General features: G+C 63.7%; 18 protein-coding genes. 11 read left to right on the forward strand and 7 right to left on the reverse strand.

What is annotated here, in order from left to right; genetic code table 11:
- Positions 1–216 precede the first annotated feature (216 nt).
- The 5 genes from ACVW16_RS26040 (at position 217) to ybaK (ending at position 7,562) form a co-directional block, all read left to right on the forward strand.
- On the forward strand, positions 217–1,869 hold the full coding sequence (locus ACVW16_RS26040; protein ID WP_456737687.1) for an OFA family MFS transporter: 1,653 nt from the start codon (positions 217–219) through the stop codon (positions 1,867–1,869).
- A gap of 91 nt (positions 1,870–1,960) precedes the next feature.
- On the forward strand, positions 1,961–2,245 hold the full coding sequence (locus tag ACVW16_RS26045; RefSeq protein ID WP_456737688.1) for a hypothetical protein: 285 nt from the start codon (positions 1,961–1,963) through the stop codon (positions 2,243–2,245).
- Between the two features lie 249 nt (positions 2,246–2,494).
- Entirely contained in the window at positions 2,495–4,204 is a 1,710-nt protein-coding gene (locus ACVW16_RS26050) for an NADH-ubiquinone oxidoreductase-F iron-sulfur binding region domain-containing protein (protein WP_456737689.1), read from the forward strand.
- A complete protein-coding gene (fdhF, locus tag ACVW16_RS26055; RefSeq protein WP_456737690.1) occupies positions 4,201–6,969 on the forward strand; it encodes a formate dehydrogenase subunit alpha in 2,769 nt (922 codons plus the stop codon). The genes ACVW16_RS26050 and fdhF overlap by 4 nt, the downstream gene beginning before the upstream one ends.
- A 119-nt stretch (positions 6,970–7,088) precedes the next feature.
- Positions 7,089–7,562 (forward strand): Cys-tRNA(Pro) deacylase, encoded by a 474-nt coding sequence (gene ybaK, locus ACVW16_RS26060; RefSeq protein ID WP_456737691.1) that lies wholly within the window; start codon positions 7,089–7,091, stop codon positions 7,560–7,562.
- 9 nt (positions 7,563–7,571) lie between these two features.
- On the opposite strand, the gene ACVW16_RS26065 is transcribed toward ybaK, so the two are convergent.
- Positions 7,572–8,255, reverse strand: a complete 684-nt coding sequence (locus ACVW16_RS26065; RefSeq protein ID WP_456737692.1) for a GntR family transcriptional regulator — start codon at positions 8,253–8,255, stop codon at positions 7,572–7,574.
- 150 nt (positions 8,256–8,405) lie between these two features.
- Between ACVW16_RS26065 and tcuA the strand changes: the two genes are divergently transcribed.
- Positions 8,406–9,797: an FAD-dependent tricarballylate dehydrogenase TcuA gene (gene tcuA, locus ACVW16_RS26070; RefSeq protein ID WP_456701876.1), complete on the forward strand. Its 1,392-nt coding sequence runs from the start codon at positions 8,406–8,408 to the stop codon at positions 9,795–9,797.
- Entirely contained in the window at positions 9,784–10,884 is a 1,101-nt protein-coding gene (tcuB, locus tag ACVW16_RS26075; protein WP_456737693.1) for a tricarballylate utilization 4Fe-4S protein TcuB, read from the forward strand. Before tcuA ends, tcuB begins: the two co-directional genes overlap by 14 nt.
- Positions 10,885–10,887: 3 nt before the next feature.
- On the opposite strand, the gene ACVW16_RS26080 is transcribed toward tcuB, so the two are convergent.
- Complete coding sequence (locus ACVW16_RS26080; protein WP_456737694.1) at positions 10,888–11,556, reverse strand: esterase/lipase family protein; 669 nt, start codon at positions 11,554–11,556, stop codon at positions 10,888–10,890.
- Positions 11,557–11,561: 5 nt separating this feature from the next.
- On the reverse strand, positions 11,562–14,966 hold the full coding sequence (locus ACVW16_RS26085; protein ID WP_456737695.1) for an acyl-[ACP]--phospholipid O-acyltransferase: 3,405 nt from the start codon (positions 14,964–14,966) through the stop codon (positions 11,562–11,564).
- A 671-nt stretch (positions 14,967–15,637) separates the two neighbouring features.
- Here ACVW16_RS26085 and ACVW16_RS26090 point away from each other — a divergent pair.
- Positions 15,638–16,258, forward strand: a complete 621-nt coding sequence (locus tag ACVW16_RS26090) for a TetR/AcrR family transcriptional regulator (RefSeq protein WP_456705187.1) — start codon at positions 15,638–15,640, stop codon at positions 16,256–16,258.
- A 15-nt stretch (positions 16,259–16,273) separates the two neighbouring features.
- Here the strand turns inward: ACVW16_RS26090 and ACVW16_RS26095 are convergent, their stop codons facing one another.
- The 3 genes from ACVW16_RS26095 to ACVW16_RS26105 form a co-directional block, all read right to left on the reverse strand.
- Positions 16,274–17,578: a GGDEF domain-containing protein gene (locus tag ACVW16_RS26095; RefSeq protein ID WP_456738360.1), complete on the reverse strand. Its 1,305-nt coding sequence runs from the start codon at positions 17,576–17,578 to the stop codon at positions 16,274–16,276.
- Positions 17,579–17,814: 236 nt separating this feature from the next.
- Entirely contained in the window at positions 17,815–19,119 is a 1,305-nt protein-coding gene (gene pncB / locus ACVW16_RS26100; RefSeq protein ID WP_456701881.1) for a nicotinate phosphoribosyltransferase, read from the reverse strand.
- 100 nt (positions 19,120–19,219) lie between these two features.
- Positions 19,220–20,146 carry a LysR family transcriptional regulator gene (locus ACVW16_RS26105; RefSeq protein WP_456737697.1) on the reverse strand — a complete coding sequence of 309 codons (927 nt, stop codon included), beginning with the start codon at positions 20,144–20,146 and terminating at the stop codon, positions 19,220–19,222.
- Between the two features lie 95 nt (positions 20,147–20,241).
- Between ACVW16_RS26105 and pcaH the strand changes: the two genes are divergently transcribed.
- On the forward strand, positions 20,242–21,024 hold the full coding sequence (gene pcaH, locus ACVW16_RS26110) for a protocatechuate 3,4-dioxygenase subunit beta (RefSeq protein ID WP_456737698.1): 783 nt from the start codon (positions 20,242–20,244) through the stop codon (positions 21,022–21,024).
- 3 nt (positions 21,025–21,027) lie between these two features.
- Complete coding sequence (pcaG, locus tag ACVW16_RS26115; RefSeq protein WP_456770615.1) at positions 21,028–21,654, forward strand: protocatechuate 3,4-dioxygenase subunit alpha; 627 nt, start codon at positions 21,028–21,030, stop codon at positions 21,652–21,654.
- Between the two features lie 21 nt (positions 21,655–21,675).
- On the opposite strand, the gene ACVW16_RS26120 is transcribed toward pcaG, so the two are convergent.
- Positions 21,676–22,287 (reverse strand): LabA-like NYN domain-containing protein, encoded by a 612-nt coding sequence (locus tag ACVW16_RS26120; protein ID WP_456701885.1) that lies wholly within the window; start codon positions 22,285–22,287, stop codon positions 21,676–21,678.
- 508 nt (positions 22,288–22,795) lie between these two features.
- Between ACVW16_RS26120 and ACVW16_RS26125 the strand changes: the two genes are divergently transcribed.
- Positions 22,796–23,182 carry an SPW repeat protein gene (locus ACVW16_RS26125; RefSeq protein WP_456802448.1) on the forward strand — a complete coding sequence of 129 codons (387 nt, stop codon included), beginning with the start codon at positions 22,796–22,798 and terminating at the stop codon, positions 23,180–23,182.
- Positions 23,183–23,185 lie beyond the last annotated feature (3 nt).

Consider the following 23,185-nt stretch of genomic DNA (forward strand, 5'->3'; position numbering starts at 1 on the left):
CGCGATGCGCGGAGCAGCGGGCCAGGCACGCAAGCCTGCATATCGTATCGGGCATAGACCCCCGGCCGAGGGGTTAACGTTTTCAGATGCGCGTGACGATCCTGGCGCGTGTCGGGTGATTGTGCGGAGCAGCAGGGACGGCTGCGCCGCAATGGGCTGAGGAACAGAAGCGTAGCGGCAGCCTTGCTCAGAAGGGCAGCTGCAGGGGAGGAGTGCATGACGACAATTGAGAGCGCTGGAAGAATTTCGGGCGCCGGCGCCGGTTTTCTGGATCGCGAGCGCACGATCGCCAAGGCCGGCTTCAATCGCTGGCTGGTGCCGCCGGCGGCGCTGTGCATCCATCTGTGTATCGGTATGGCCTATGGCTTTTCGGTGTTCTGGCTGCCGCTCTCCCGTGCGATCGGATTGACTGCGCCGAAGGCCTGCCCGGATATGTCGCTGTGGTCGGAGCTCTTCACGACGACCTGCGACTGGAAGGTCGCAAGCCTAGGGTGGATGTTCACCCTGTTCTTTGTCCTGCTTGGCGTCTCCGCCGCGATCTGGGGCGGCTGGCTTGAGCGGGCCGGTCCGCGCAAGGCCGGCTTCGTTGCCGCGCTTTGCTGGGGGGGCGGCCTCCTGATCGGCGCGCTCGGCATCTACTTCCATCAACTCTGGATCATGTGGCTCGGGGCTGGCGTCATCGGCGGCGTCGGGCTCGGCCTCGGCTACATCTCGCCGGTCTCGACGCTGATCAAGTGGTTCCCCGATCGGCGCGGCATGGCGACCGGCATGGCCATCATGGGCTTTGGCGGTGGTGCGATGATCGGCGCGCCATTCGCCAATCTGCTGATCAACTACTTCAAGTCGTCGAGCGACGTCGGTGTGTGGCAGACCTTTGTCGTCATGGGTGTCGTCTATTTCATCTTCATGACTATCGGTGCCTTCGCCTATCGCGTGACGCCAGGTGGCTGGAAGCCTGAGGGTTGGACGCCGCCAAGCGAAAACAAATCGATGATCACCGAGCATCATGTCCACCTGAACAACGCGCACAAGACGCCGCAGTTCTGGCTGATCTGGTGGGTGCTGTGCTTGAACGTGTCGGCCGGTATCGGCGTCATCGGCATGGCCTCGCCGATGCTGCAGGAAATCTTTGCCGGCAAGCTGATCGGACATCCCGAGCTCACCTTCAGTCAGCTCTCGGCCGATCAGAAGACCGTGATCGCCGGCATTGCGGCGGGCTTTGCCGGTCTGCTCTCGCTGTTCAACATCGGCGGCCGTTTTGCCTGGGCGTCGCTGTCCGACTATATCGGCCGCAAGAACACGTATTATACGTTCTTTATTCTCGGCATCGTGCTCTACGCGCTGGCGCCAACCTTCGCAGCGATGGGTTCGAAGCTGCTCTTCGTGCTCGGCTTCGGAATCATCCTGTCGATGTATGGCGGCGGCTTCGCGACCGTGCCGGCCTATCTCGCCGACATGTTCGGGACCCAGTTCGTCGGCGCCATCCATGGACGGCTGCTGACGGCATGGTCCACTGCGGGGATCATCGGCCCAGTCGTGGTGAACTACATCCGCGAGTTTCAGCTCGCGGCGGGCGTGCCCCGTGATCAGTTGTACAACACGACCATGTACATACTCTGTGCGATGCTGATCGCGGGTATCATCTGCAACTACCTCGTCAAACCGGTCAATTCGAAATGGTACATGAGCGAGGCGGAGGTCGCGAAGTTGCAGGCGGCGAACGCTGGTGCGGGTCCGGTCCAGACCGGCTCGTTCGGGATCGGCACCGGCGGCCTGGATGGCAAGGCTGCGCTGTTCTGGCTGTTCGTCGGCATCCCGCTGATTTGGGGTGTGTACAAGACGCTCCAGAGCGCCTGGCAGATCTTCTGATCGCAAAGCCATATCGTCGCGGGATGCCGACTGTTCGGCATCCCGCGACATCTGTCTTCCAAATCGAAAATGGGACCCAGGGGGATTTCCGATGCTTCGCACTCGTATCTGCCTTGCCGCCGTGCTGCTGGCCGCAGGCCTTCACACCGCATCCGCACAGACGGCAACCACGCCGGCTAATCCGGCGCCTGCCGCGACGACCACCGCCAAGCCGCCGGGCAAGATCAAGCTCACCATGCAGAAGCTGAAAGAGATGAAGGCGAAGTGGGCCGCCAACAAGCCGAAGCTGAAGGCGTGCCGCGCCGAGGTGAAGGCCAAGGGACTGATTGGCGACGACCGCTGGTTCTTCATCCAGGACTGCATGGAGAAGACCTGACAAGGTGCCGCGCTCAACTCGCTCAAGGCGGCGTGGCAGGGCGGCTGGCCGCCCCCTAAATGATGGCAGAGACGCTCTAAATTCGCTTGGCATCTGGTATGCCAGACGCTAGAGTTGCCTGGAAAAGAAGCCTGAACTGCGCGGCGGGCAATCCGGTTCCCCGAATGTCAGGCGTGGAAGTAAGGACGCATCGCGATGGGTTATCTCGCTCAGAGATCATTGCGCTTTTGAGGAGAACGCGACGTTTCCATGAGCAGCAACGACGACGTTCACAAGGTCAGGGACTTCGAGCATCCGGGCGAGGGGCGCCGGCGCGCCAAGGCGACGCCCAAGGGCAGGCAGGTCGATCCCACAGCCGCACACGAGATCGAGCAATTGCTCGGCGACAAGCCCCGGCGGCGCGATCTCCTGATCGAATATCTGCACCTGATCCAGGATACCTATCACCAGATATCGGCTGCGCATCTTGCCGCGCTCGCCGACGAGATGAAGCTTGCCTTCGCCGAAGTGTTCGAGACCGCGACCTTCTACGCGCATTTCGATGTGGTGAAGGAAGGCGAGCCCGACGTCGCGCCGCTGACGATCCGTGTCTGCGATTCGTTGACCTGCGCCATGCTCGGCGGCGAAAAGCTGCTCGCGGATCTGCAAGACGCTGCGGGCCCGGGCATCCGCGTCGTGCGTGCGCCTTGCGTCGGCCGGTGCGACAGCGCGCCTGCCGCCGAGGTGGGCCACAACTTCGTCGATCATGCGACCGTGGCCAATGTGATGGCGGCGGCACAGGCCGGCGACACTCACGCGCATCTGCCCAAACATATCGGCTACGACGCGTATGTCGCCGGCGGCGGCTATAAGCTGCTCAATCGCGTGCGCTCCGGTGAGCTGTCGACGGACGATTTGCTGAAGTCGCTCGACGACGCCTCGTTGCGGGGCCTCGGTGGCGCCGGCTTCCCGACCGGGCGCAAATGGCGCGCAGTGCTCGGCGAGCCAGGTCCGCGATTGATGGCGATCAACGGCGACGAGGGCGAGCCCGGTACGTTCAAGGATCGTGTTTACCTGGAGAGCGACCCACATCGTTTCATCGAGGGCATGCTGATCGGCGCGCATGTGGTGCAGGCCTCCGACGTCTACATCTACATTCGCGATGAATATCCGGCCTCCCGCGAGATCCTGACGCGCGAGATCGCAAAACTTCCCGCAGGCGGCCCGACGCTGCACATGCGCCGCGGCGCCGGCGCTTACATCTGCGGCGAAGAATCCTCGCTGCTCGAAAGCATCGAGGGCAAGCGCGGCCTGCCCCGGCATAAGCCGCCTTATCCGTTCCAGGTCGGCCTATTCGGCCTGCCGACGCTGATCAACAACATCGAGACGCTGTGGTGGGTGCGCGACATCGTCGAGAAGGGCGCCGACTGGTGGAAGGGCCATGGCCGCCATGAGCGTCATGGCCTGCGCAGCTTCTCGGTTTCGGGCCGAGTCAAAAATCCCGGCATGAAGCTCGCACCCGCGGGCATCACCGTGCGCGAATTGATCGACGAATATTGCGGCGGCATGGCCGATGGCCATCAGTTCTACGCGTATCTTCCCGGTGGTGCGTCCGGCGGTATCCTGCCGGCGTCGATGGATGACATCCCGCTCGATTTCGGCACGCTGGAGAAATACGGCTGCTTCATCGGTTCGGCCGCGATCGTGATCCTGTCGCAAAAGGACAGCGTGCGCGCAGCCGCGCTCAACCTGATGAAGTTCTTCGAGGACGAGAGCTGCGGCCAGTGCACGCCGTGTCGGGTCGGAACCCAGAAGGCGGCGCAGCTGATGCAGAAGCCGGTCTGGAACCGCGCATTGCTGGAAGAATTGAGCCAGGCGATGCGCGATGCCTCGATCTGCGGCCTCGGACAGGCGGCCTCGAATCCGCTGTCCTCCGTGATCAGATATTTCCCTGACGAGTTCAAGGAAGCGGCCGAATGACGAAGATTACGTTCGAGCTCGACGGCAAGCAGGTCGAGGCTAATGCCGGCGAGACGATCTGGCAGGTCGCCAAACGCCAGGGCCGCGACATCCCGCATCTCTGCTATTCGCCTGCGCCCGACTATCGCCCCGACGGCAATTGCCGCGCCTGCATGGTCGAGATCGAGGGCGAGCGCGTGCTGGCGGCATCGTGCAAGCGGACACCATCGGTCGGCATGAAGGTAAAGACCGAATCCGCGCGCGCGACGGCCGCGCAGAAGATGGTCATGGAGCTGCTGGTCGCCGACCAGCCGGCGCGCGAGACCAGCCACGATCCGGATTCGAAGTTCTGGCATTGGGCTGAAGCCACAGGGGTCACCGAGAGCCGCTTTCCCGCGGCCGAGCGCTGGGAGACCGACGCCAGCCATCCGGCGATGCGGGTCAATCTCGATGCCTGCATCCAGTGCGGCCTCTGCGTGCGCGCCTGCCGCGAGGTCCAGGTCAACGACGTCATCGGCATGGCCTACCGTAATCACGGCGCCAAGATCGTGTTCGATTTCGACGATCCCATGGGCGAGTCCACTTGCGTCGCCTGCGGCGAGTGCGTGCAGGCCTGCCCGACCGGCGCGCTGATGCCGGCCGTGATGCTGGACGATGCGCAGACCCGCGTCACCTATGCCGACAGGAAGGTGGATTCACTCTGCCCGTTCTGCGGCGTCGGCTGCCAGGTGACCTATGAGGTCAAGGACGAGAAGGTGATCTATGCCGAGGGCCGCGACGGCCCCGCCAATCACAACCGTCTCTGCGTCAAGGGTCGTTTCGGCTTCGACTACATCCATCATCCGCATCGCCTGACCAAGCCGCTGGTGCGGCTGCCGAATGCGAAGAAGGATGCCAACGACCAGGTCGATCCCGCCAATCCCTTCACGCATTTCCGCGAAGCGAGCTGGGAGGAAGCGCTCGACCTGGCGGCCAAGGGCCTCGCGAAAATCCGCGACGAGAAGGGCTCCAGGGCGCTGGCCGGCTTCGGCTCTGCCAAGGGCTCGAACGAAGAGGCCTATCTGTTCCAGAAATTGGTGCGCACCGGCTTTGGTTCGAACAATGTCGATCACTGCACCCGGCTGTGCCACGCCTCGTCGGTGGCAGCGCTGTTCGAAGGCTTGAGCTCCGGCGCAGTGTCCGCGCCCTTCTCGGCTGCGATGGATGCCGAGGTCATCATCGTGATCGGCGCTAACCCGACCGTGAACCATCCGGTCGCTGCGACCTTCATCAAGAACGCGGTCAAGCAGAACGGCGCCAAGCTGTTCGTGATGGATCCTCGCCGGCAGTCGTTGTCGCGTCATGCCACCAAGCATCTGCAGTTCAAGCCCGGCTCCGACGTCGCCATGCTGAACGCGATGATTCATACCATCATCACCGAAGGCTTGACCGACGACCAGTACATCGCCGGCTACACCGAGGGGTTCGAGGACCTCAAGGAGAAGATCAAGGAGTTCACCCCTGAGAAGATGGAGGCGATCTGCGGCATCCCGGCGCAAACGCTGCGCGAGGTGGCGCGGACCTATGCCCGCGCGAAATCCTCGATCATCTTCTGGGGCATGGGCATCAGCCAGCACGTCCACGGCACCGATAATGCGCGCTGCCTGATCGCGCTGGCGCTGATCACCGGACAGGTCGGCCGGCCCGGCACGGGCCTACATCCGCTGCGCGGCCAGAACAACGTGCAGGGCGCTTCCGATGCCGGCCTGATCCCGATGTTCCTGCCGGACTACCAGCCGGTCGGCCGCGACGACATGCGCGGCGCCTTCGAGAAGCTGTGGGGCCAGGAGCTCGATCCCGTGCGCGGCCTGACCGTCGTCGAGATCATGAACGCGATCCATGCCGGCGAGATCAAGGGCATGTATGTCGAGGGCGAGAACCCTGCGATGTCCGATCCCGATTTGCAGCATGCGCGCGGCGCGCTCGCCATGCTCGATCATCTCGTGGTTCAGGATCTCTTCGTCACCGAGACCGCGTTTCATGCCGACGTGATCCTGCCGGCCTCGGCATTCGCTGAAAAGGACGGCTCCTTCACCAACACCGATCGACGCGTGCAGCTCGCACGCCAGGTGATCAAGCCGCCCGGTGATGCGCGCCAGGATCTCTGGATCATCCAGGAGATCGGCAAGCGCATGGGCCTGCCGTGGAATTATTCCGGCCCGGGCGATGTCTACACCGAGATGGCCGAGCTGATGCCGTCGCTGAAGAACATCAGCTGGGAGCGGCTGGTGCGCGAAGGCGCGGTCACCTACCCGGCCGATGATCCGAACAAGCCCGGCAACGAGATCATCTTCACCACCGGCTTCCCGACGGAAAGCGGCCGCGGCAAGATCGTGCCGGCCAAGGTCATTCCGCCGGACGAGCTGCCTGATGCCGAATATCCGATGGTTCTCTCGACCGGCCGCGTGCTGGAGCACTGGCACACCGGCTCGATGACCCGCCGCGCGCAGGTGCTCGACCAGATCGAGCCGGAAGCGGTTGCGTTCATGTCGCCGAAGGACATGCGCAAGAAGCAGCTCGTGCCCGGCGATTTCATTCGCCTGGAGACCCGTCGCGGCGCGATCGAGGTCAAGGTCCGCTCCGACCGCGACGTGCCGGAAAACATGGTGTTCATGCCGTTCTGCTACGCGGAAGCGGCGGCGAACCTTTTGACCAACCCGGCACTCGACCCGTTCGGCAAGATTCCGGAGTTCAAGTTCTGCGCGGCACGTGCCGAGCGCGCGGAGATGAGGGATGCGGCGGAGTAGGGCGCGGTCGTCGTTTGACGGCGCAGCACGGCGCCAACCACGGTGTCGTCCTGGCGAACGCCAGGACGACGGCTAGGGTGTCGCTTCGCACCTCGCAATGACGGTGTTAGAAGTGGCGCATGTCCAAAGTCACCCCGGCCACCCGCGCGCTCACAGCCGCAGGCGTGGTCTTCACGGTCCATATCTACGACTACGACCCTGATGCCGAGAGCATCGGCCTCCAGGCCGCTGCCGCGTTGGCCGAAGATCCCGCGCGTGTCCTCAAGACGCTGATGGCGCTGGTGGATGGCAAGCCGGTCTGCGTGATCGTTCCGTCCGATCAGGAAGTCTCGATGAAGAAGCTCGCCGCCTCCGTCAGCGGCAAGTCGGCGCAGATGATGAAGCCGCCGGAGGCTGAGCGCGTCACCGGCTACAAAGTCGGCGGCATCAGTCCGTTCGGGCAGCGCAAGCAGGTCCGCACCGTGATCGAGCAGAGTGCGCTTGCGCACGGGCTGGTCTATCTCAATGGCGGTCAGCGCGGCCTGCAGGTGCGCATGAAGCCAACTGATGTGCGGGACATCGTGAAGGCGGTCGTCGCGGACGTGCTGGCGTGAGCGTTTTGCCTACTGCTTCTGCAACAATTTGAGCCGGCAACGCAGCGCCTCGCGGATATGCGCGCGCGCGAGCTGCTCGGCCTTGTCACCGTCGCGCGCGGCGATGGCTTCGATGATGGCCTGGTGCTCGCCGTGACTGGTCGAGGGACGACCTGTCACGGTGAAGGTGGTCGGGCCAAGCAGGGCGATCCAGTCCTGCAATTCGCGGGACGCGTTGTCGAGATAGCGGTTGCGCGCGGCGCGGCAGATTGCTTCATGAAAGGCGCGGTTGAGCTTCGCCATCTCGGCGGCGCCGGTCTCGGACGCCTCGACAAGGGCTTGCTCGATATCCCTGAGCGCGTCGATCTCCGGAGCTGATGCGTGCTCGGCGGCAAGGCGCGCCGAGGCGCCTTCCATGATCTCGCGCATGGCGTAGAGCTCGAGCACTTCCGATATGTCGAGGTTGCGCACGATCAGCCCGCGGCCAGCGGCGGGCGCCACGAAACCGCGGGCGGCGAGCCGGCCCAGCGCTTCGCGCACCGGCGTGCGGCTGACCTTCAGCCGCTGCGCGACCTCCTCCTCGCGCAGGCGGTCGCCGGCCCGGTAGCTGCCGGCCTGGAGCGCCTCGCAGAGCGAGCGGAACACGGCTTCGCCGAGTGCCACGCCGCCGCCGCGCGTGATCGATCCGCTTGCCTTTGCCGGGCGTCTGGCCATGAACCCTCGAAATGCAGCCTGCCCATGCAGAGATGCCGCTTGCAGCGCTTATGTATATCTTTGTATACAATAGTACGCAATGGCTGTCGGGGTTGACCAAGGCCGCCAGCGAGCAGAATGTCTCCAACTTCGTCGCATCGGACCGAGGGAATGGGCAGCAAATACGATGTGCTGGTGATCGGCGGCGGCAACGCGGCGCTGTGCGCGGCGATCTCGGCGCGCCGTGGCGGTGCATCCGTGTTGGTTCTCGAAGGTGCGCCAAAGTTCTACCGTGGCGGCAACACCCGCCACACCCGCAACATGCGCTGCGCCCATGATGCCGCGACCGAAATCCTGACCGGCCCCTACACCGAGGAGGAGTTCTGGGAGGATTTGCTGCGCGTGACCGGCGGGCAAACCGACGAGGCGCTCGCCCGCCACATGATCCGGGAGTCCAAGGACATCCTGAACTGGATCGTGGAACAGGGTGTGCGCTGGCAGCCCTCGCTCGGTGGGACGCTGAGCCTCGGTCGCACCAACTCGTTCTTTCTCGGCGGCGGACGCGCGATGCTGAATGCGCTCTATCTCACCGCCGAGCGGCTCGGTGTGGACGTGGCATACGACGCTGAAGTCACCGATCTCGTGATCGAGGACGGCTTGTTTCTCGCCGCACGCCTGAAGCGACCGATCAAGGGCGCGACCGAGATTCGTGCCACGTCATTGGTCGCAGCAGCCGGCGGGTTCGAGGCCAACATCGAATGGCTGAAGCAATATTGGGGCGAGGCCGCCGACAACTTTCTGATCCGCGGCACGCCCTACAACCGCGGCTCGGTCCTGAAAATGCTGCTCGACAACGGCGTGCAGGAGGTCGGCGATCCCACCCAGTGCCATGCGGTCGCAATCGATGCGCGCGCGCCGAAATTCGACGGCGGCATCATCACGCGGCATGACTCGGTGGTGTTCGGCATCGTCGTCAACAAGCACGCCCAGCGCTTCTACGACGAGGGCGAGGACATCTGGCCGAAACGCTATGCCATCTGGGGACGGTTGGTCGCGGCGCAGCCCGACCAGATCGCCTACATCATCTTCGACTCGACAGTGGTCACGAGCTTCATGCCGACGCTGTTTCCGCCGATCGCCGGGCGGACCGTGGCAGAACTTGCCGGCAAGCTCGAGCTTGATCCCGGCGCGCTGGAAAAGACCGTTACCGAGTTCAATGCGGCGGTGCGGCCCGGGACGTTCGATCACACCATCCTGGACGATTGCGTGACCCAAGGCCTCACGCCGCCGAAGACGCACTGGGCGCGCAAGATCGAGACCCCGCCCTATCTCGCCTATCCGGTGCGGCCGGGCATCACCTTCACCTATCTCGGCACGCGCGTGAACAAGGAGGCGCGGATGCTGATGGCTGACGGAAAACCGTCCGGCAACATGTTCGCCGCCGGCGAGATCATGGCCGGCAACGTGCTCGGCAAGGGGTATGCCGCCGGCATGGGCATGACCATCGGCAGCGTGTTCGGGCGGATCGCAGGACGGGAAGCGGCGAAACATGCACGGAACTAGAACTCTTGATGAAGCCGATCGTCTGATGACGGTCTGCAATTCATGCCGCTACTGCGAGGGGCTTTGCGCGGTATTCCCCGCGATGGAGATGCGGCGCGCCTTCTCCGACGGCGATCTCAACTATCTCGCCAACCTCTGCCATGCCTGCGGCGCGTGCTATGTCGATTGCCAGTTCTCGCCGCCGCACGAGTTCAACGTCAACGTTCCCAAGACGCTGGCGATCGCGCGCGCGGAATCCTATGCGGCTTATGCCTGGCCGCAGGCGCTCTCCGGCGCGTTCGCCCGCAATGGTCTCGTCATCAGCATTGTCGCTGCGCTCAGCATGGCAGCTTTCATCCTCGGTTTCGCCGCGCTCAACGACCGCGGCGTGCTGTTCGGCGTGCACACCGGCCCCGGCGCATTCTACAAGCTGATGCCGCACAATGCGATGGCCGCGCTGTTCAGCGTTGCGTTCCTCTATGCCGTCCTTGCGCTGGTGATGAGCGTGCGCGCGTTCTGGCGCGACATCGGCCCGCCGATCGGCGGCCGAGCCGACGGTGGCTCAATCTTCCAGGCGATCCGCGATGCAGGCGAACTGCGCTATCTTCATGGCGGCGGCGTCGGCTGCTACAACGAGGACGACAAGCCGACCGACCGACGCAAATTTTTCCATCACCTGACGTTCTATGGCTTCCTTCTCTGCTTCGCCGCAACCTCGCTGGCCACGCTGTATCACTATCTGCTGGGACGAGAGGCGCCGTATCCGTGGTGGGACCTGCCTGTGGTGCTAGGCACAGTCGGCGGCATCGGCCTCATCGTCGGCCCGATCGGCCTGTTCACGGCCAAGATGCGGCGCGATCCGGCGCTGCTCGACGAGCAGCGCTACGGTATGGATGTCGGCTTTATCGCCATGCTTTTCCTGACCGGCTTCACCGGCATGCTGCTTCTCGTCTTGCGCGAGACGGCCGCCATGGGGCTGCTGCTGGCGCTGCATCTCGGCGCGGTGTTCGCGCTGTTCATCACCATGCCGTATGGTAAGTTCGTGCACGGCATCTATCGCTTCGCGGCGCTGGTGCGTTATGCGCGGGAGCGGCGGACGGCGGCTTAGCCGTCAGGCTGTGCCGAAGCGGCCGTTGTTCAGAAAGGCGATCGTCTGCTCGATCGCTACGCCGTGGCGCGGCAGTTCCGTATGGGACGCTTTCAGGACAATATGGTCGGCCATACCGGCCAATGTTGCGCTCTGAACTGAGACCCGTCCGTCATTCGGCTTCGGCAGAACGAAGAGACCAGCGACAGGATCGATGAAGCGGTTGCCTGCGATGACCCCGACGGGATAGTCCACCGCGGGCAGCGCGTCCGGCCGGCGCGCTGTCGTGAGTTCGAGCCCCGCCGGCCCGTAAAATCCGCGGTACAGCCGAGATCCGCTCAGGAGATCGGCAACCTCGCTGCCGCCATTCGGCGTGCCCAGCATCACGACGGCGCCGAGCCGGTCGGGCCGGTGTTTCGCGATGTAGGCGCGCGTCACGAGACCGCCCATCGAATGTGCGACGAAATGGAGCGGAGCCTCACGTTCGGCGAAGCGGGCGATCGCCGGGTGGATATCGTCTGCGAGCGCCGCGATTGGCTTCTTGCGGCTCGCATAGTCGATGTTGAGCGTTGCGAATCCGGCCACCTGGAGCGCTCGCTCAAGCCTCTTGAGGGATGAGGAGCCGCGCGCGATGCCGTGAAGCAGAACCACTCCCGGACACCGCGCGCTGCCCATTTCAGGCGCTTCGCGCATCTCGCTTACGCGACCTCGCGCTCCGGCGAGGACGCTTGCTCGCGCGCCATCGTCGTCGCGGTGACGTAGTCGGTCTTGCCGGTGCCGAGCAGCGGCACCTTGTCGACCACCATGATCGTAGCTGGGACGGTCAGCTCGGAGGCGCCGATCGACTTGGCCTGGGCCTGCATCGCGCTGCGCTCGGCATTCTTCTCCGTCGTCAGCAGCACGATGCGCTCGCCCTTGCGCTGGTCCGGGATCGACACGGCAATCGAGCTAGCCTGCGGCCACAGCGTGGTCGCGATGCTCTCGACCGCCGACAGCGAGACCATTTCGCCTGCGATCTTGGCAAAACGCTTGGCGCGGCCCTTGATGGTGATGAAGCCCGCGGCATCGATCGCCACGATGTCGCCGGTGTCATGCCAGCCCTCGGGGAGCATTTCGAGCACGCCGGGATTTTCGGCCCTGAGGTAACCGAGCATCACGTTCGGGCCGCGCACCGAGAGGCGTCCGCCCTCCTCGATGCCGGGGACCGGATCGAGGCGGCTTTCCATCAGCGGCGACAGGCGGCCGACGGTGCCGGGGCGGTTGGCCATCGGCGTGTTCATCGCCAGCACCGGCGCCGTCTCGGTGACGCCATAGCCTTCGAGGATACGGATGCCGTAGCGCTCCATGAACACCTGGCGCGTCCGGTCCTTGACCGCCTCGGCACCAGCGATCACCAGGCGCAGGGTGCGGAAGTCGTAGGCATGCGCCGAGCGGGCATAGCCGGCGAGGAACGTGTCGGTGCCGAACAGGATTGTGGCGCCGGTCTGGTAGATCAGTTCCGGCACGATGCGGTAGTGCAGCGGCGAAGGATACATGTAGATCGGAATGCCCGCGAGAACAGGCATCATCATTCCGCCTGTCAGGCCGAATGAGTGGAACACCGGCAGCACGTTGAACACCTTGTCGTTGGCATTGGCATCGACCCGCGCCAGCGCCTGCGCCGCGTTGGCGAGGATGTTGCGGTGGGACAGCACCACGCCCTTGGGCGTGCCTTCCGAGCCCGAGGTGAACAGCACAACGGCGGGATCGTTGGCTTGGCGGGCAACGCGCGGCGCGGACCCTGCAAGCAGGCCCTTGATCTTGTCAGCGGTGCCGATCGAGGCACGAACATCCTCGAGATAGACGACGCGCGCCTCTGCGGAGATCGCGGCCATCAGCTTGTCGAGCTTGCCCTTCTCGATGAAGGCCTTCGACGTCAGAACGGTCGTGACCTGCGCGGCCTTCATGGCGGCCAGAACGTTGACCGGCCCGGCCGAGAAGTTGAGCATGGCCGGCACGCGGCCGATGCTTTGCAGCGCCATGAAGGCGACGGCGACGCCTGCGGAGTTCGGCAGCAGCACGCCGACATTCTCGCCGGCCGAGGTACCTGTCTCGAGCTTGCGGCTCAGCACCTGTGCGCCGAGGATCAGCTTGCGATAGGTCAGCTTGGTGCCGAGCGCGTCCTCGATGATCACCTTGCCGGTGTCGCGGTCGCGATAGGCGTGTCCGAGCGCCTCGAACAGCGTGTGATCGAGCATGGCGTTCTTGACCATTGCATCGATCATGACGTCCTGGAGGGCCGCGCCCGCAGCGTTGCGGCGAGCCTTGCCCTTGAGGGCGTCATCGATCGGCAGCTTGACAGGCGGCAGGATCGTCACGGTCACCCGCGGGAACCACGAGCGCTTGATCTGGCTGGAGTTGAGGTAGCTGAGATGGGAGCGTTGCGCGCCCTCGATGCGAACGGGCACGACCACGGCGTCGGCTTTGTCAGCGATCATCGCGGTGCCGTCATAGACCTTCATCAGCGAACCGGAGACGGTGATGCGTCCTTCCGGGAAGATCACCACCGGCTCGCCCGCGGCAACGAGCTTGATCAGGTCGCGCGCGGCCAGCGGCTTGGTCGGGTCCATGGTGTAATGCTTGATTACCCGCAGGAACGGCTTGGCCCACCAGGCCTTGGAGATGCCGGTGTCGACCGCAAAGCTCGCATCGATCGGCAGCACGGCGTGCAGCAGCGGGCCGTCGATCAGGCTGACATGGTTCGGCGCGATCAGCATGCGTGTGCCTGATGGCGGCAGGTTCTCGAGGCCGCGCACTTCGGTGCGGAACAGCGCGCGGAACAGCAGGCTGCCGAAATCGCGTACGCCCTCCTTGCCCCATTTCGTCAGCACGAACCACACCGCGCCGAAGCTGGCGAGGCCGAGGCCGAGGAATATCCAGCCGATGTGGAGGCCGGCCGCCTGCAACAGCGCGACGAACAGCGAGCCGACCACCATGAAGGCAGCCTGCAACACGTTGCCGGCGGCGATGATGCGGGCGCGCTCGTTCGGAGCCGACCAGGCCTGCACTGCGGCGAAGGACGGAACGACAAACAGGCCGCCGCCGAACGCGAAGGCGACGAAGTCGACCAGCATGCGCAGGCCGGCGAAAGAGGTTGCGAAGTCGATTGCGGCGACGTCGTTCCCTTTCACCGCGACTCCGATGGCCCACGCAAGGTCGATGCCGGCAAATCCCATCATGATGGCGCCGATCGGCACCAGCGCGAGGTTGGGCCGAACGTGGCTCAGGCTGGCCGCAAACAGCGAGCCGATGGCAATGCCGATCGCGAAGATCGCGAGGCACAGCGTCACCACGCCTTCGCTGCCACCGACCACATCCTTGACCAGCGCCGGCAGCAGCGACAGCACGATGGCGCCGACCAGCCAAAACCAGGAGACGACCACGGTGCCGTCCCACAGACGGTGATCCGCATACAGCGTCTTCAACAGGCCGAGCGTCGATGTCCAGGGATTGGCATCGACTGGCAGATCCGCTGCGGACGGCGTGGTCGCGGGAATGCGAGACGCAAAGGCCCAGGACAGCAGGGCGAGCACGACCACGGCCGATGCGACCCAGCCCATATGAGCGGAGCCGGCCACGAACTGGCCGCCTGCGACGGTGCCGAGCAGGATCGCCATGAAGGTCGCGCCTTCGACCAGCGCGTTGCCGGTCGCGAGCTCGCCGAGCTCGAGCTGGTCCGGCAGCATGGCGTATTTCACGGGGCCAAACAGGGCAGCGATGATGCCGAACAATGCGAGTGCCGTGAACAGCAGCGGCACCGAGTGCAGGAAGAAGCCGGCGGCAGCAAAGGCCGCCGCGAAGATCTCGGCGAATTTCAATCGCCTTGCGACGACGGATTTGACGTATTTGTCGGCGAGCTGGCCGCCGAGGCCTGAGAGGATGAAATAGGGGAAGATGAAGACGGCACCCGCGACCGTCACCAGAGCGTCGCCGTGGCCTGTCGCGGCGCTGTACAGCAGGATGATGACAAGCGCGTTCTTGAGCACGTTGTCATTGAGCGCCGAGAAGAACTGCGCCCAGAACAGCGGCGCAAAGCGGCGTGACGACAGCAGATCCCTGATCATGACGAGTCCTGTTTTGGAGGTCAGGCTGAGGTTGTTAATTTGTCGATGAAACGCCAAGACCGGAAGAGCGCTGTAGGGACGGTTGCAGGCCTATGATGGTCGCCCGGCTTGCTCTGTCCCCACGATTTCTCCGATCCTCTTGGTCTCCAGCTTGTCTCGTTAGGTTCGCAAATATCCGGTCGCGGCTGCAGTTTCGGGCGGAAATGCCGCGCTTATGGGGATATCGCCCCGACCGATAAGGAAAAGCTGAACCGAACTGTGGACAGTGGGTCGATCGGCCCGAATGTCCGGACATAGTAACTCCTTTGTTGCGACGCCGCTTCGCATTCGAGTGGACCCGCATGCGCATCTCGATGTCCTCAGGTGAGGTGAGCGAGATGGCGGAAGGGGTTGATGCGGCCGAGCAGGCTGAAACGGCGGTCCTCGTGGCGGGCACAGTCGGCCTGCCACATCCGGAAGGTCGCGCGGCGCTCAGTCAGCACGCCGGCAATGTCGCAGGCGGTTGCGATGCGATCGATCGGGGCCATCACAAGCCGCAAGACCGCTCGGAGGAAGCCGCTCGCGAGCGCCGCAGCGTCGTCGACGAAGGTGAAGGCGATATCGAGTGCCAGGGTTTGCATTTTGTCGATCTCCGGACTAATTTGAACAATGTTCACATGGGTAGCTTGAAAATGAACAATGTTCAAGAAGAATCGCTGTCGAACCAGAAAAAAAGTCGGCGACGGCTCCAGATCCTGGAAATCGCCCGCGGCATTATCGCAGCTAAAGGGTTGAGATCATTGAAGGTTCGGGACGTTGCCGAGGCTGCCGGCTGCTCGGTCGGCAGCGTCTACAATGAATTCGGCGATTTCGACGGGGTGATCCTGACGGTCAACCGAGGGACAGTCCAGGCGCTGACTGCGCGGCTGCGCGCGGTTCCGGCCGAGGATCCGGTTGGGCAGCTCTATGGTCTGGCTGAGACCTATCTCGAATTCTTCTCCGCGAACGCAAATTTGCTGCGCTCGTTGTTCGAGCATCGGATGGAGGACGATCGTCCTTATCCCGACGACATTCTTCAGATGGTCATGGACGCCTTTTCCCTGATGCATCCGCCTTTGGTGCGGGTGTTACCGCGTGCGGACGACGTGAAGATCGCGCTGCTGTCGCGCACGTTGTTTTCCGCGGTGCACGGCATCATCTCGCTCGGCCTCGAAGAACGCATGGTTGCCGTGCCGCCGCAGATGCTGCGCCAGCAGGTTACGCAGTTTCTCGACACGCATCTTCTGGGTCTCGGGATCCGGCCGGCACGCTAACGGCGAAGGGTGCCGTCAAGCGCGCGCCGCTTCCCGTCTCGCCGCCACGAGGATGATTTCCGGTTTCCCATTGTCGACCTGGACCCGGTTGCGCCCCTTCTCCTTGGCGCGATAGCAGGCGGCATCCGCCCGACGCATCGCCTCTTCGAGCGTCGTGTTGCCATCGACGATGCAGGCAACGCCGATGCTGGCGGTCACCGCAAAGCAGCGATCGTCCCAGGCGAAGTTGAACAGCTCGAGCGACCGCCGCAGCCGTTCGGCGATGTCCATTGCGTCGTATGGAGCGCATTGCGGCAGGATCAATCCGAATTCGTCACCCCCGAGCCGGGCAACCAGATCGCGCGTTCGCCGGTTCTGCTGCAGCAATTGCGCGACCTGGCAGAGCAGCCGGTCGCCCGCGAGATGGCCGCAGCTGTCGTTGACGCCCTTGAATTGATCGAGGTCGAGCAGGAGCAGGCAGAGCGAACCTTCGTTGTGACCATCGAGCTCGCTTTGCAGGCGGGCCTCGAAAGCTCGCCGGTTGGCGATGCCGGTCAGCCAGTCATGCGAGGCCTGGAAGGCGAGCCGCTCTTTTTCGGCATGCAGCGCATCCTCGAATGCCTGGCGCTGCAGCACCAGTCGCCTCGTGAGCCAGATCAGCAGCAGGATCAAGGTCGCGGCGGTGGCGATGTTAAGCCATATCAGCGTCAGCTTGATGGCGCGGGAGCCTTCGCCCAGCACCGTCGAGAACCGTTCGGCATGCCCCGTGAATTGCCTGTTCAGCTCGGAGAGCCGCGACGACAGGAATTGCACGCGATCGCCGTCCCGAATGGGACCGTCCCTTAGCTCGCTCTTGATGACCTCACCGAAGACGCCGAGCTCCAGCAGCATTGGATCGGTGGCGGCCCATTCCCGGATCGCTTCGCGAAGGAAGCTGACCTGGTTGAAATGGCGGAACAGCCAGATCAGCCCGGGAACGTCATCGGGGTGGTTGCCGCCCTGCAGGAAACCGATGCGCGCGAGCTCAACATCGACGGGATCGCGCTCGAGCGCCCATCTCGCATATTCGTCGCCGATGGGGACCGCGAGCGAGGTCCGGTATTGCGCGAACTGGCCGGCGTTGCCCGAATGCAGATAGAGATTGAGGAAATAGACGGCGTTCTTTTGCGAGCGCGACCACATCGCCTCGCCCGCGACATAGGCTCGGACCGATGACATGACTTCCAGGCTGAAGCCCGCGATCATCGCTTGCAGCACGACGACCATGACGAACGGCGACACAAGCTTGATGACGTGAAGGAAGCTGCCTTCCTTCGCCGACGTTGTTGTTCTGCGAAACACTCTGCGTTCCCCAAATCCACTCAACGATCCCGACGGAGCGTCGGCTGATAACGCGGATTACGCGGGAATGCTGCTTAACTCGACCTAGAATGGTGAAGTGACCGTGACTCAGGGTGAAAGGGCCATGAAGCCGATGCGCGCAGATCGTCGCAAATGCTACCGAGCCGGAACTTGCGCGGCACTGTCACGCATTCGGCCTTCGCGATTAACCCGATCGAGAGAGTTTCAGCCTGGCGTCAGACCAGCACCGGCTGACGCACGCGGCCGGCATCGCCGAACACGCGCAGATAGCGCTCGATCTCGGAGGGCACGCCGGTTGCTTTCTCCGGATTGTCGGAGAGCTTGACGGCGGGACGTCCGTCGACCGACGACACCTTGCAGACCAGGGAGATCGGATCGAGATTGAACGTGCCATCCGGTGCGCAGCCGACGAAGTCGTTGGTGAGGTTGGTGCCCCAGCCGAACGAGAGCCGCACGCGGCCGGCGAAGTGGTGATAGGTCTCCTCGATCGAGCCGACATCCATCGCGTCGGAGAAGACGAGCAGCTTGTCCTTGGGATTGCGACCCTTCTTCTGCCACCATGCGACGATCTCTTCGCCGGCCTGGATCGCCGGCGCGCTGTCGGGCCGGAAGCCGGTCCAGTCGGCCACCCATTCCGGTGCGTCGCGCAGAAAGGCCTTCGTGCCGAACGCGTCAGGCAGCGCAATCAGCAGATTGCCCCCATAGGTCTGGCGCCACTGGTCGAGAATGCGATAGGGCGCCCAGCGCAACTCCTCGTCGTCCTTGGCCAGCGCGGCCGCGACCATCGGCAGCTCATGCGCATTGGTGCCAATTGCCTCGAGATCGTTGTCCATCGCAAGCAGCACATTGGACGTGCCGATGAAGGACGGCCCCAACCCTTCCTTCACCGCTTCGACGCACCAGCGCTGCCAGAGATAGCCGTGACGGCGGCGCGTGCCGAAGTCCGAAAGCTTCAAGTTCTCCAGCGCGCGCAGCCGCTCGACCTTGGTCCACAGCTTGGCCTTGGCGCGGGCATAGAGCACGTCGAGCTCGAACCGGCCGCGGCCCTTCATCGCCGCGCGCGAGCGCAATTCGTTGAGGATGGCGAGCGCCGGAATCTCCCACATCGTGGTGTGGGTCCACGGCCCGTGGAAATGCAGCTCGTACTGGCCCTCGACCCTGCGCAACTCGTATTCGGGAAGGCGGAATTCGGCCAGCCAGCGGATGAAGTCCGCCGAGAACATGTGAGTCTTGCCGTAGAAGGTGTTACCGGCAAGCCAGATCAGCTCTTTCTTGGTGAAGCGGATGGTGCGGGCATGGTCGAGCTGGGCCCGCAACTCGCCCTCGTCGATGATCTCGGCAAGCCGCACATGGCGCGAGCGATTGATGACCGAGAACGTTACTTGCTGATTCGGGTACGATTCTCGAATCATCTGTAACATCAACAGCTTATAGAAGTCGGTATCGAGCAGGCTGCGGATGATGGGGTCCAGCCGCCAGCTGTGATTGTAGGTCCGGCTCGCAATGTCGGTCATCGTCATGGCCGAATTCTAGCGTGGTCGCGCGCGCCCAACCAGTGGGTTTGGCGAAGGGCAGGCCCCCGCACCGGAAGGGCGCAACGAACGTCGCCGCGCGCCGTATTCAGCTGCCGGCGCTCGCTGCAACGGACTCGAGCTGATTCCTGATCCAGCGATGCGCCGGGTCTTTCTGATATCGCTGGTGCCACACCATGAACATGGGCAACTCCGCCAGCGTGCGCGTGCGTGAGGCCAGTGGAATCCGCGCATGGGCGAAGCCCCGCATGACGCCGGGGGCGAGCAGGCTCGGCATGCTCGCCAGCATCTGCGAGCCGCGCAGGAAGGACGGCACGCCGGAGAAGCTCGGGACGGAGATGGCGATGTCGCGGTGAAATCCGTTCGCGGCGAGCCGGCGATCGAAATCGAGCCGTTCGTTGTCAGTGTAGACCACGGTGATGTGGCGCGCCGCGAGATAAGCGCCGCGATCGTTTGGCGCGGCACGGGTCTTGGGATCAAAATAACAAACGTAATGATCGCTCAGCAGTCGTTTCTGCACGATGTCGATGCCGGACGGCGGCAGCGGCGTGATCAGGAGATCGCAGCGATTTTCGCGCAGCATTCCGGGGGAGGGCGACTGCGAGGGGATCACGCGCAGGTTCAGGCTTTTCACCTGAGCGGCGACACGGTCGAAGAAGTGCGGCAGCAGCAAGTCGCGTTGGAAATCGTTGGCGGCGATCGTCAGCGAAAGCTGCGCGCTTGCCGGCTCGAACGTGACGCCGCCGGCAAAGCCGCGCATCTCATCGATCAGCGCGCGCGCCTTCGCGGCCAAGGCCTGGGCATGGGCAGTCGCGACGATGCCGCGGCCTGATTTGGCGAACAGAGGATCGCCGGCGATCCGCCGGAGCTTGTTCAACCCGTGACTGACGGCCGACTGCGTCAGGCCGAGACGCGTCGCCGCCGCTGTCACCGAGCCTTCCTCCAGCACGGCCAGGAACAGTTCGAGCGCATGGCCATCGAGGGCCAAATGATCGATTTTCTTCATGTAATGCATTATAATTGATCTATTTATTCGGAGAATAGGCGGGCCCATGATCCAGTCAACAGGTCGCGCCGGACTGGTCGCGGCCGCAGGGAGAGACAACGCCGATGAACGCCCAGGCGCCAGCCTTAAGGGATCCCCGCCTCAACAGCCCCGAGCCATTCACGCCGCGTGATGGCGGCTTCTTCCAGCGCGACCGCACGATCCATCCACCCGCCTTCGCGCCGGGCTACAAATCCTCGGTGCTGCGCTCGCCGCGCCAGGCGCTGCTCTCGATCGAGAACTCGGTCTCCGAGATCACCGGGCCGGTGTTCGGCCACAACGATCTCGGTCCGCTCGACAACGATCTGATCCGCAATTACGCCAAGGACGGCGATCCCGTCGGCGAGCGCATCATCGTCCACGGCCGCGTGCTGGACGAGACCGGCCGTGGTGTCCCGAATACGCTGGTCGAGTTCTGGCAGGCCAATGCCGGGGGCCGCTACCGGCACAAGAAGGACACATATCTCGCGCCTGTCGATCCCAATTTCGGCGGCTGCGGCCGCGCGCTGACCGACGATACCGGCTACTATTACTTCCGCACCGTGAAGCCTGGGCCCTACCCCTGGCGCAATTTCGTCAACAGCTGGCGTCCTGCCCATATCCACTTCTCGGTGTTTGGCTCAGGCTTCGCGCAGCGGCTGATCACGCAGATGTATTTCGAGGGCGATCCCCTGATTCCGATTTGTCCGATCCTGACGACGATCCCGGACAAGGACGCGTTGGATCGCCTGGTGGCGCCGCTCGACCTCAACGCCTCGATCCCGCTCGACTCGCTCGCCTACCGCTTCGACATCGTGCTGCGTGGTCAGCGCTCCACCTATTTCGAGAATCGCCCGGAGGGGAACTGAGCCATGCCGCAGCCGCTCAACTATCTCAAGGAAACCGCGTCACAGACCGCTGGCCCCTATGTCCATATCGGCCTGATCCCGGCCATGGCAGGCTTCGACATCTTCGAGAAGAATTTTTCCAACCTGCTGGTGACACCGGATACGCAAGGCGAGCGCATCACGCTGGAGGGCAGGGTGATCGACGGCAGCGGCTCGCCGCTGCGCGACGTCTTGCTCGAAATCTGGCAGGCCAATGCGGCGGGCCGCTACAATCATCCGGCCGATCGCTCCGCCGGCGCAGTCGGCGATGACTTTCGTGGCTGGGGCCGCGCCGGCTCTGATTTCGAGAGCGGGCTGGTGACGTTCGAGACCATCAAGCCGGGTGCGATCGTCGACAGGGCAGGGCGCAAATGCGCGCCGCACGTCAACATCTGGATCGTCGCCCGCGGCATTAATATCGGCCTCAACACGCGGCTCTATTTCTCCGATGAGGAAGCTGCGAATGCCGCCGACCCGGTGCTCAATCTGGTCGAGCCACCGGTGCGTCGCAAGACGCTGATCGCCACTCGTAGCGAGCGTGCCGGCAAGGTCGTGTATTCCTTCACGATCAATTTGCAGGGGCCGGAGGAGACGGTCTTCTTCGACGTCTGAAGTCTGGCGATCGCCGCAGGGTCATTCCACCCGGTCGCCTCGACCCATCCCACCGCGCGGGGTGAACTGTTCGGCAATCGTTGTCTCGCGCGCCCGGGGTCGGTCAGAGGGGGCGCGCCCCACCTTTGGCTTCAGTCCCGCCAAATCGATGAATACGTCTGCCTGCCGCCGCAGCTCGTCGGCGACCATTGGTGGTTGGCTGGCAAGCGTGGAGACAACGGTCACGCGGACCCCGCGGCGTTGCACCGCTTCTACCAACGGACGAAAATCCCCGTCGCCCGAGAACAGCACGATGTGATTCACGTGGCGGGCGAGTTCCATCGCGTTGACGGTGAGTTCGACATCCATGCTGCCCTTCATCTTGCGGCGGCCGGTGGTGGCGTCCACGAACTCCTTGGCGGGTTTGGTGACGACAGTGTAACCGTTATAGTCAAGCCAATCGATCAAGGGCCGGATCGATGAATATTCCTGATCCTCCAGGACGGTCGTGTAGTAGAAGGCTCGCAGCAGGTTACCTCCGCCCCGAAATTCGCTGAGCAGACGTCTGTAATCGAGATCGAAGCCGAGTGCCTTTGCGGTCGCGTGGAGATTGGCGCCATCGATGAAGAGTGCGATCTTCTCAAACGAAGACATAGTGCACGGATCTCCGGTTCTGCCAGGGGCCGCAGGTTCACCCCCTGAAGGGTGTGTGCCTGCCGAAAAACACTGAGGTCGCGATGGCTTTACTGAAAAGGCGGCGCAGACGGCCGGACAGGGTGTGGCCGTCATGCGCCAAGTGGAGGGAGGCTAAGGCGACCGACGCCAGGGCGCCGAATGGATCCACGTTAAGGCGTCCGCATTCCGTGCTCAATTGTACGGAAGTAAACGGCGCCTAATCCCAAGGATTCGATCCTCTATACCAAGGTAGATGGACGCGGCGGCAATAGTCGCCCTTGCGAGAATCGCGGTGTTGCGCTCGACGTATCTGTGCGCCGCAGCTTTTTGCGCGTGCTCGCCACTGCACCGCAGGATTATCGCCGCCGCTTCGGTTCCTCTCCGGTTCCTCGGTGCGACCAAAGTCGAGCCAGTGGGCCCACGCCGAATGGGAACCGAATCGCCTTCCCGATCTTTGCTTCGATGAATCTCTCGCGGAGGGTTTGCCATGGGCAAGCTGCAAGAGCGCGAAACCGTCCCTGACGTCTACAATCTGTTTCTCGCCGCCGTCCTCTCCATATCGCCGCGGTTGTTCAAGCTGACCAACAGCCTGGGCAAGGTCGACCTCTGGGTTACGAGCGCAATCATCGTCGTGCTGTCGCTGGCAGCGATGATCGCCTATCGGGACTGGGAGGAATGGATCAACGTTCTGATGGGCGTCTGGCTCATCGCGTCGCCCTGGCTGCTCGGATTTCCGCATACGCGGGCGATGCATCTGAGCATCGGCTTCGGCATCTTCATCGTGCTCCTGGCGCTGCTCGATCTCTTCCTGCATTACGAGAAGCGCCATCCGGACGAAGCATCGGCCGGGTCCGCGGAACGAGCGCACCAATAGAGC

This window comes from Bradyrhizobium sp. USDA 4474 (assembly GCF_054057515.1).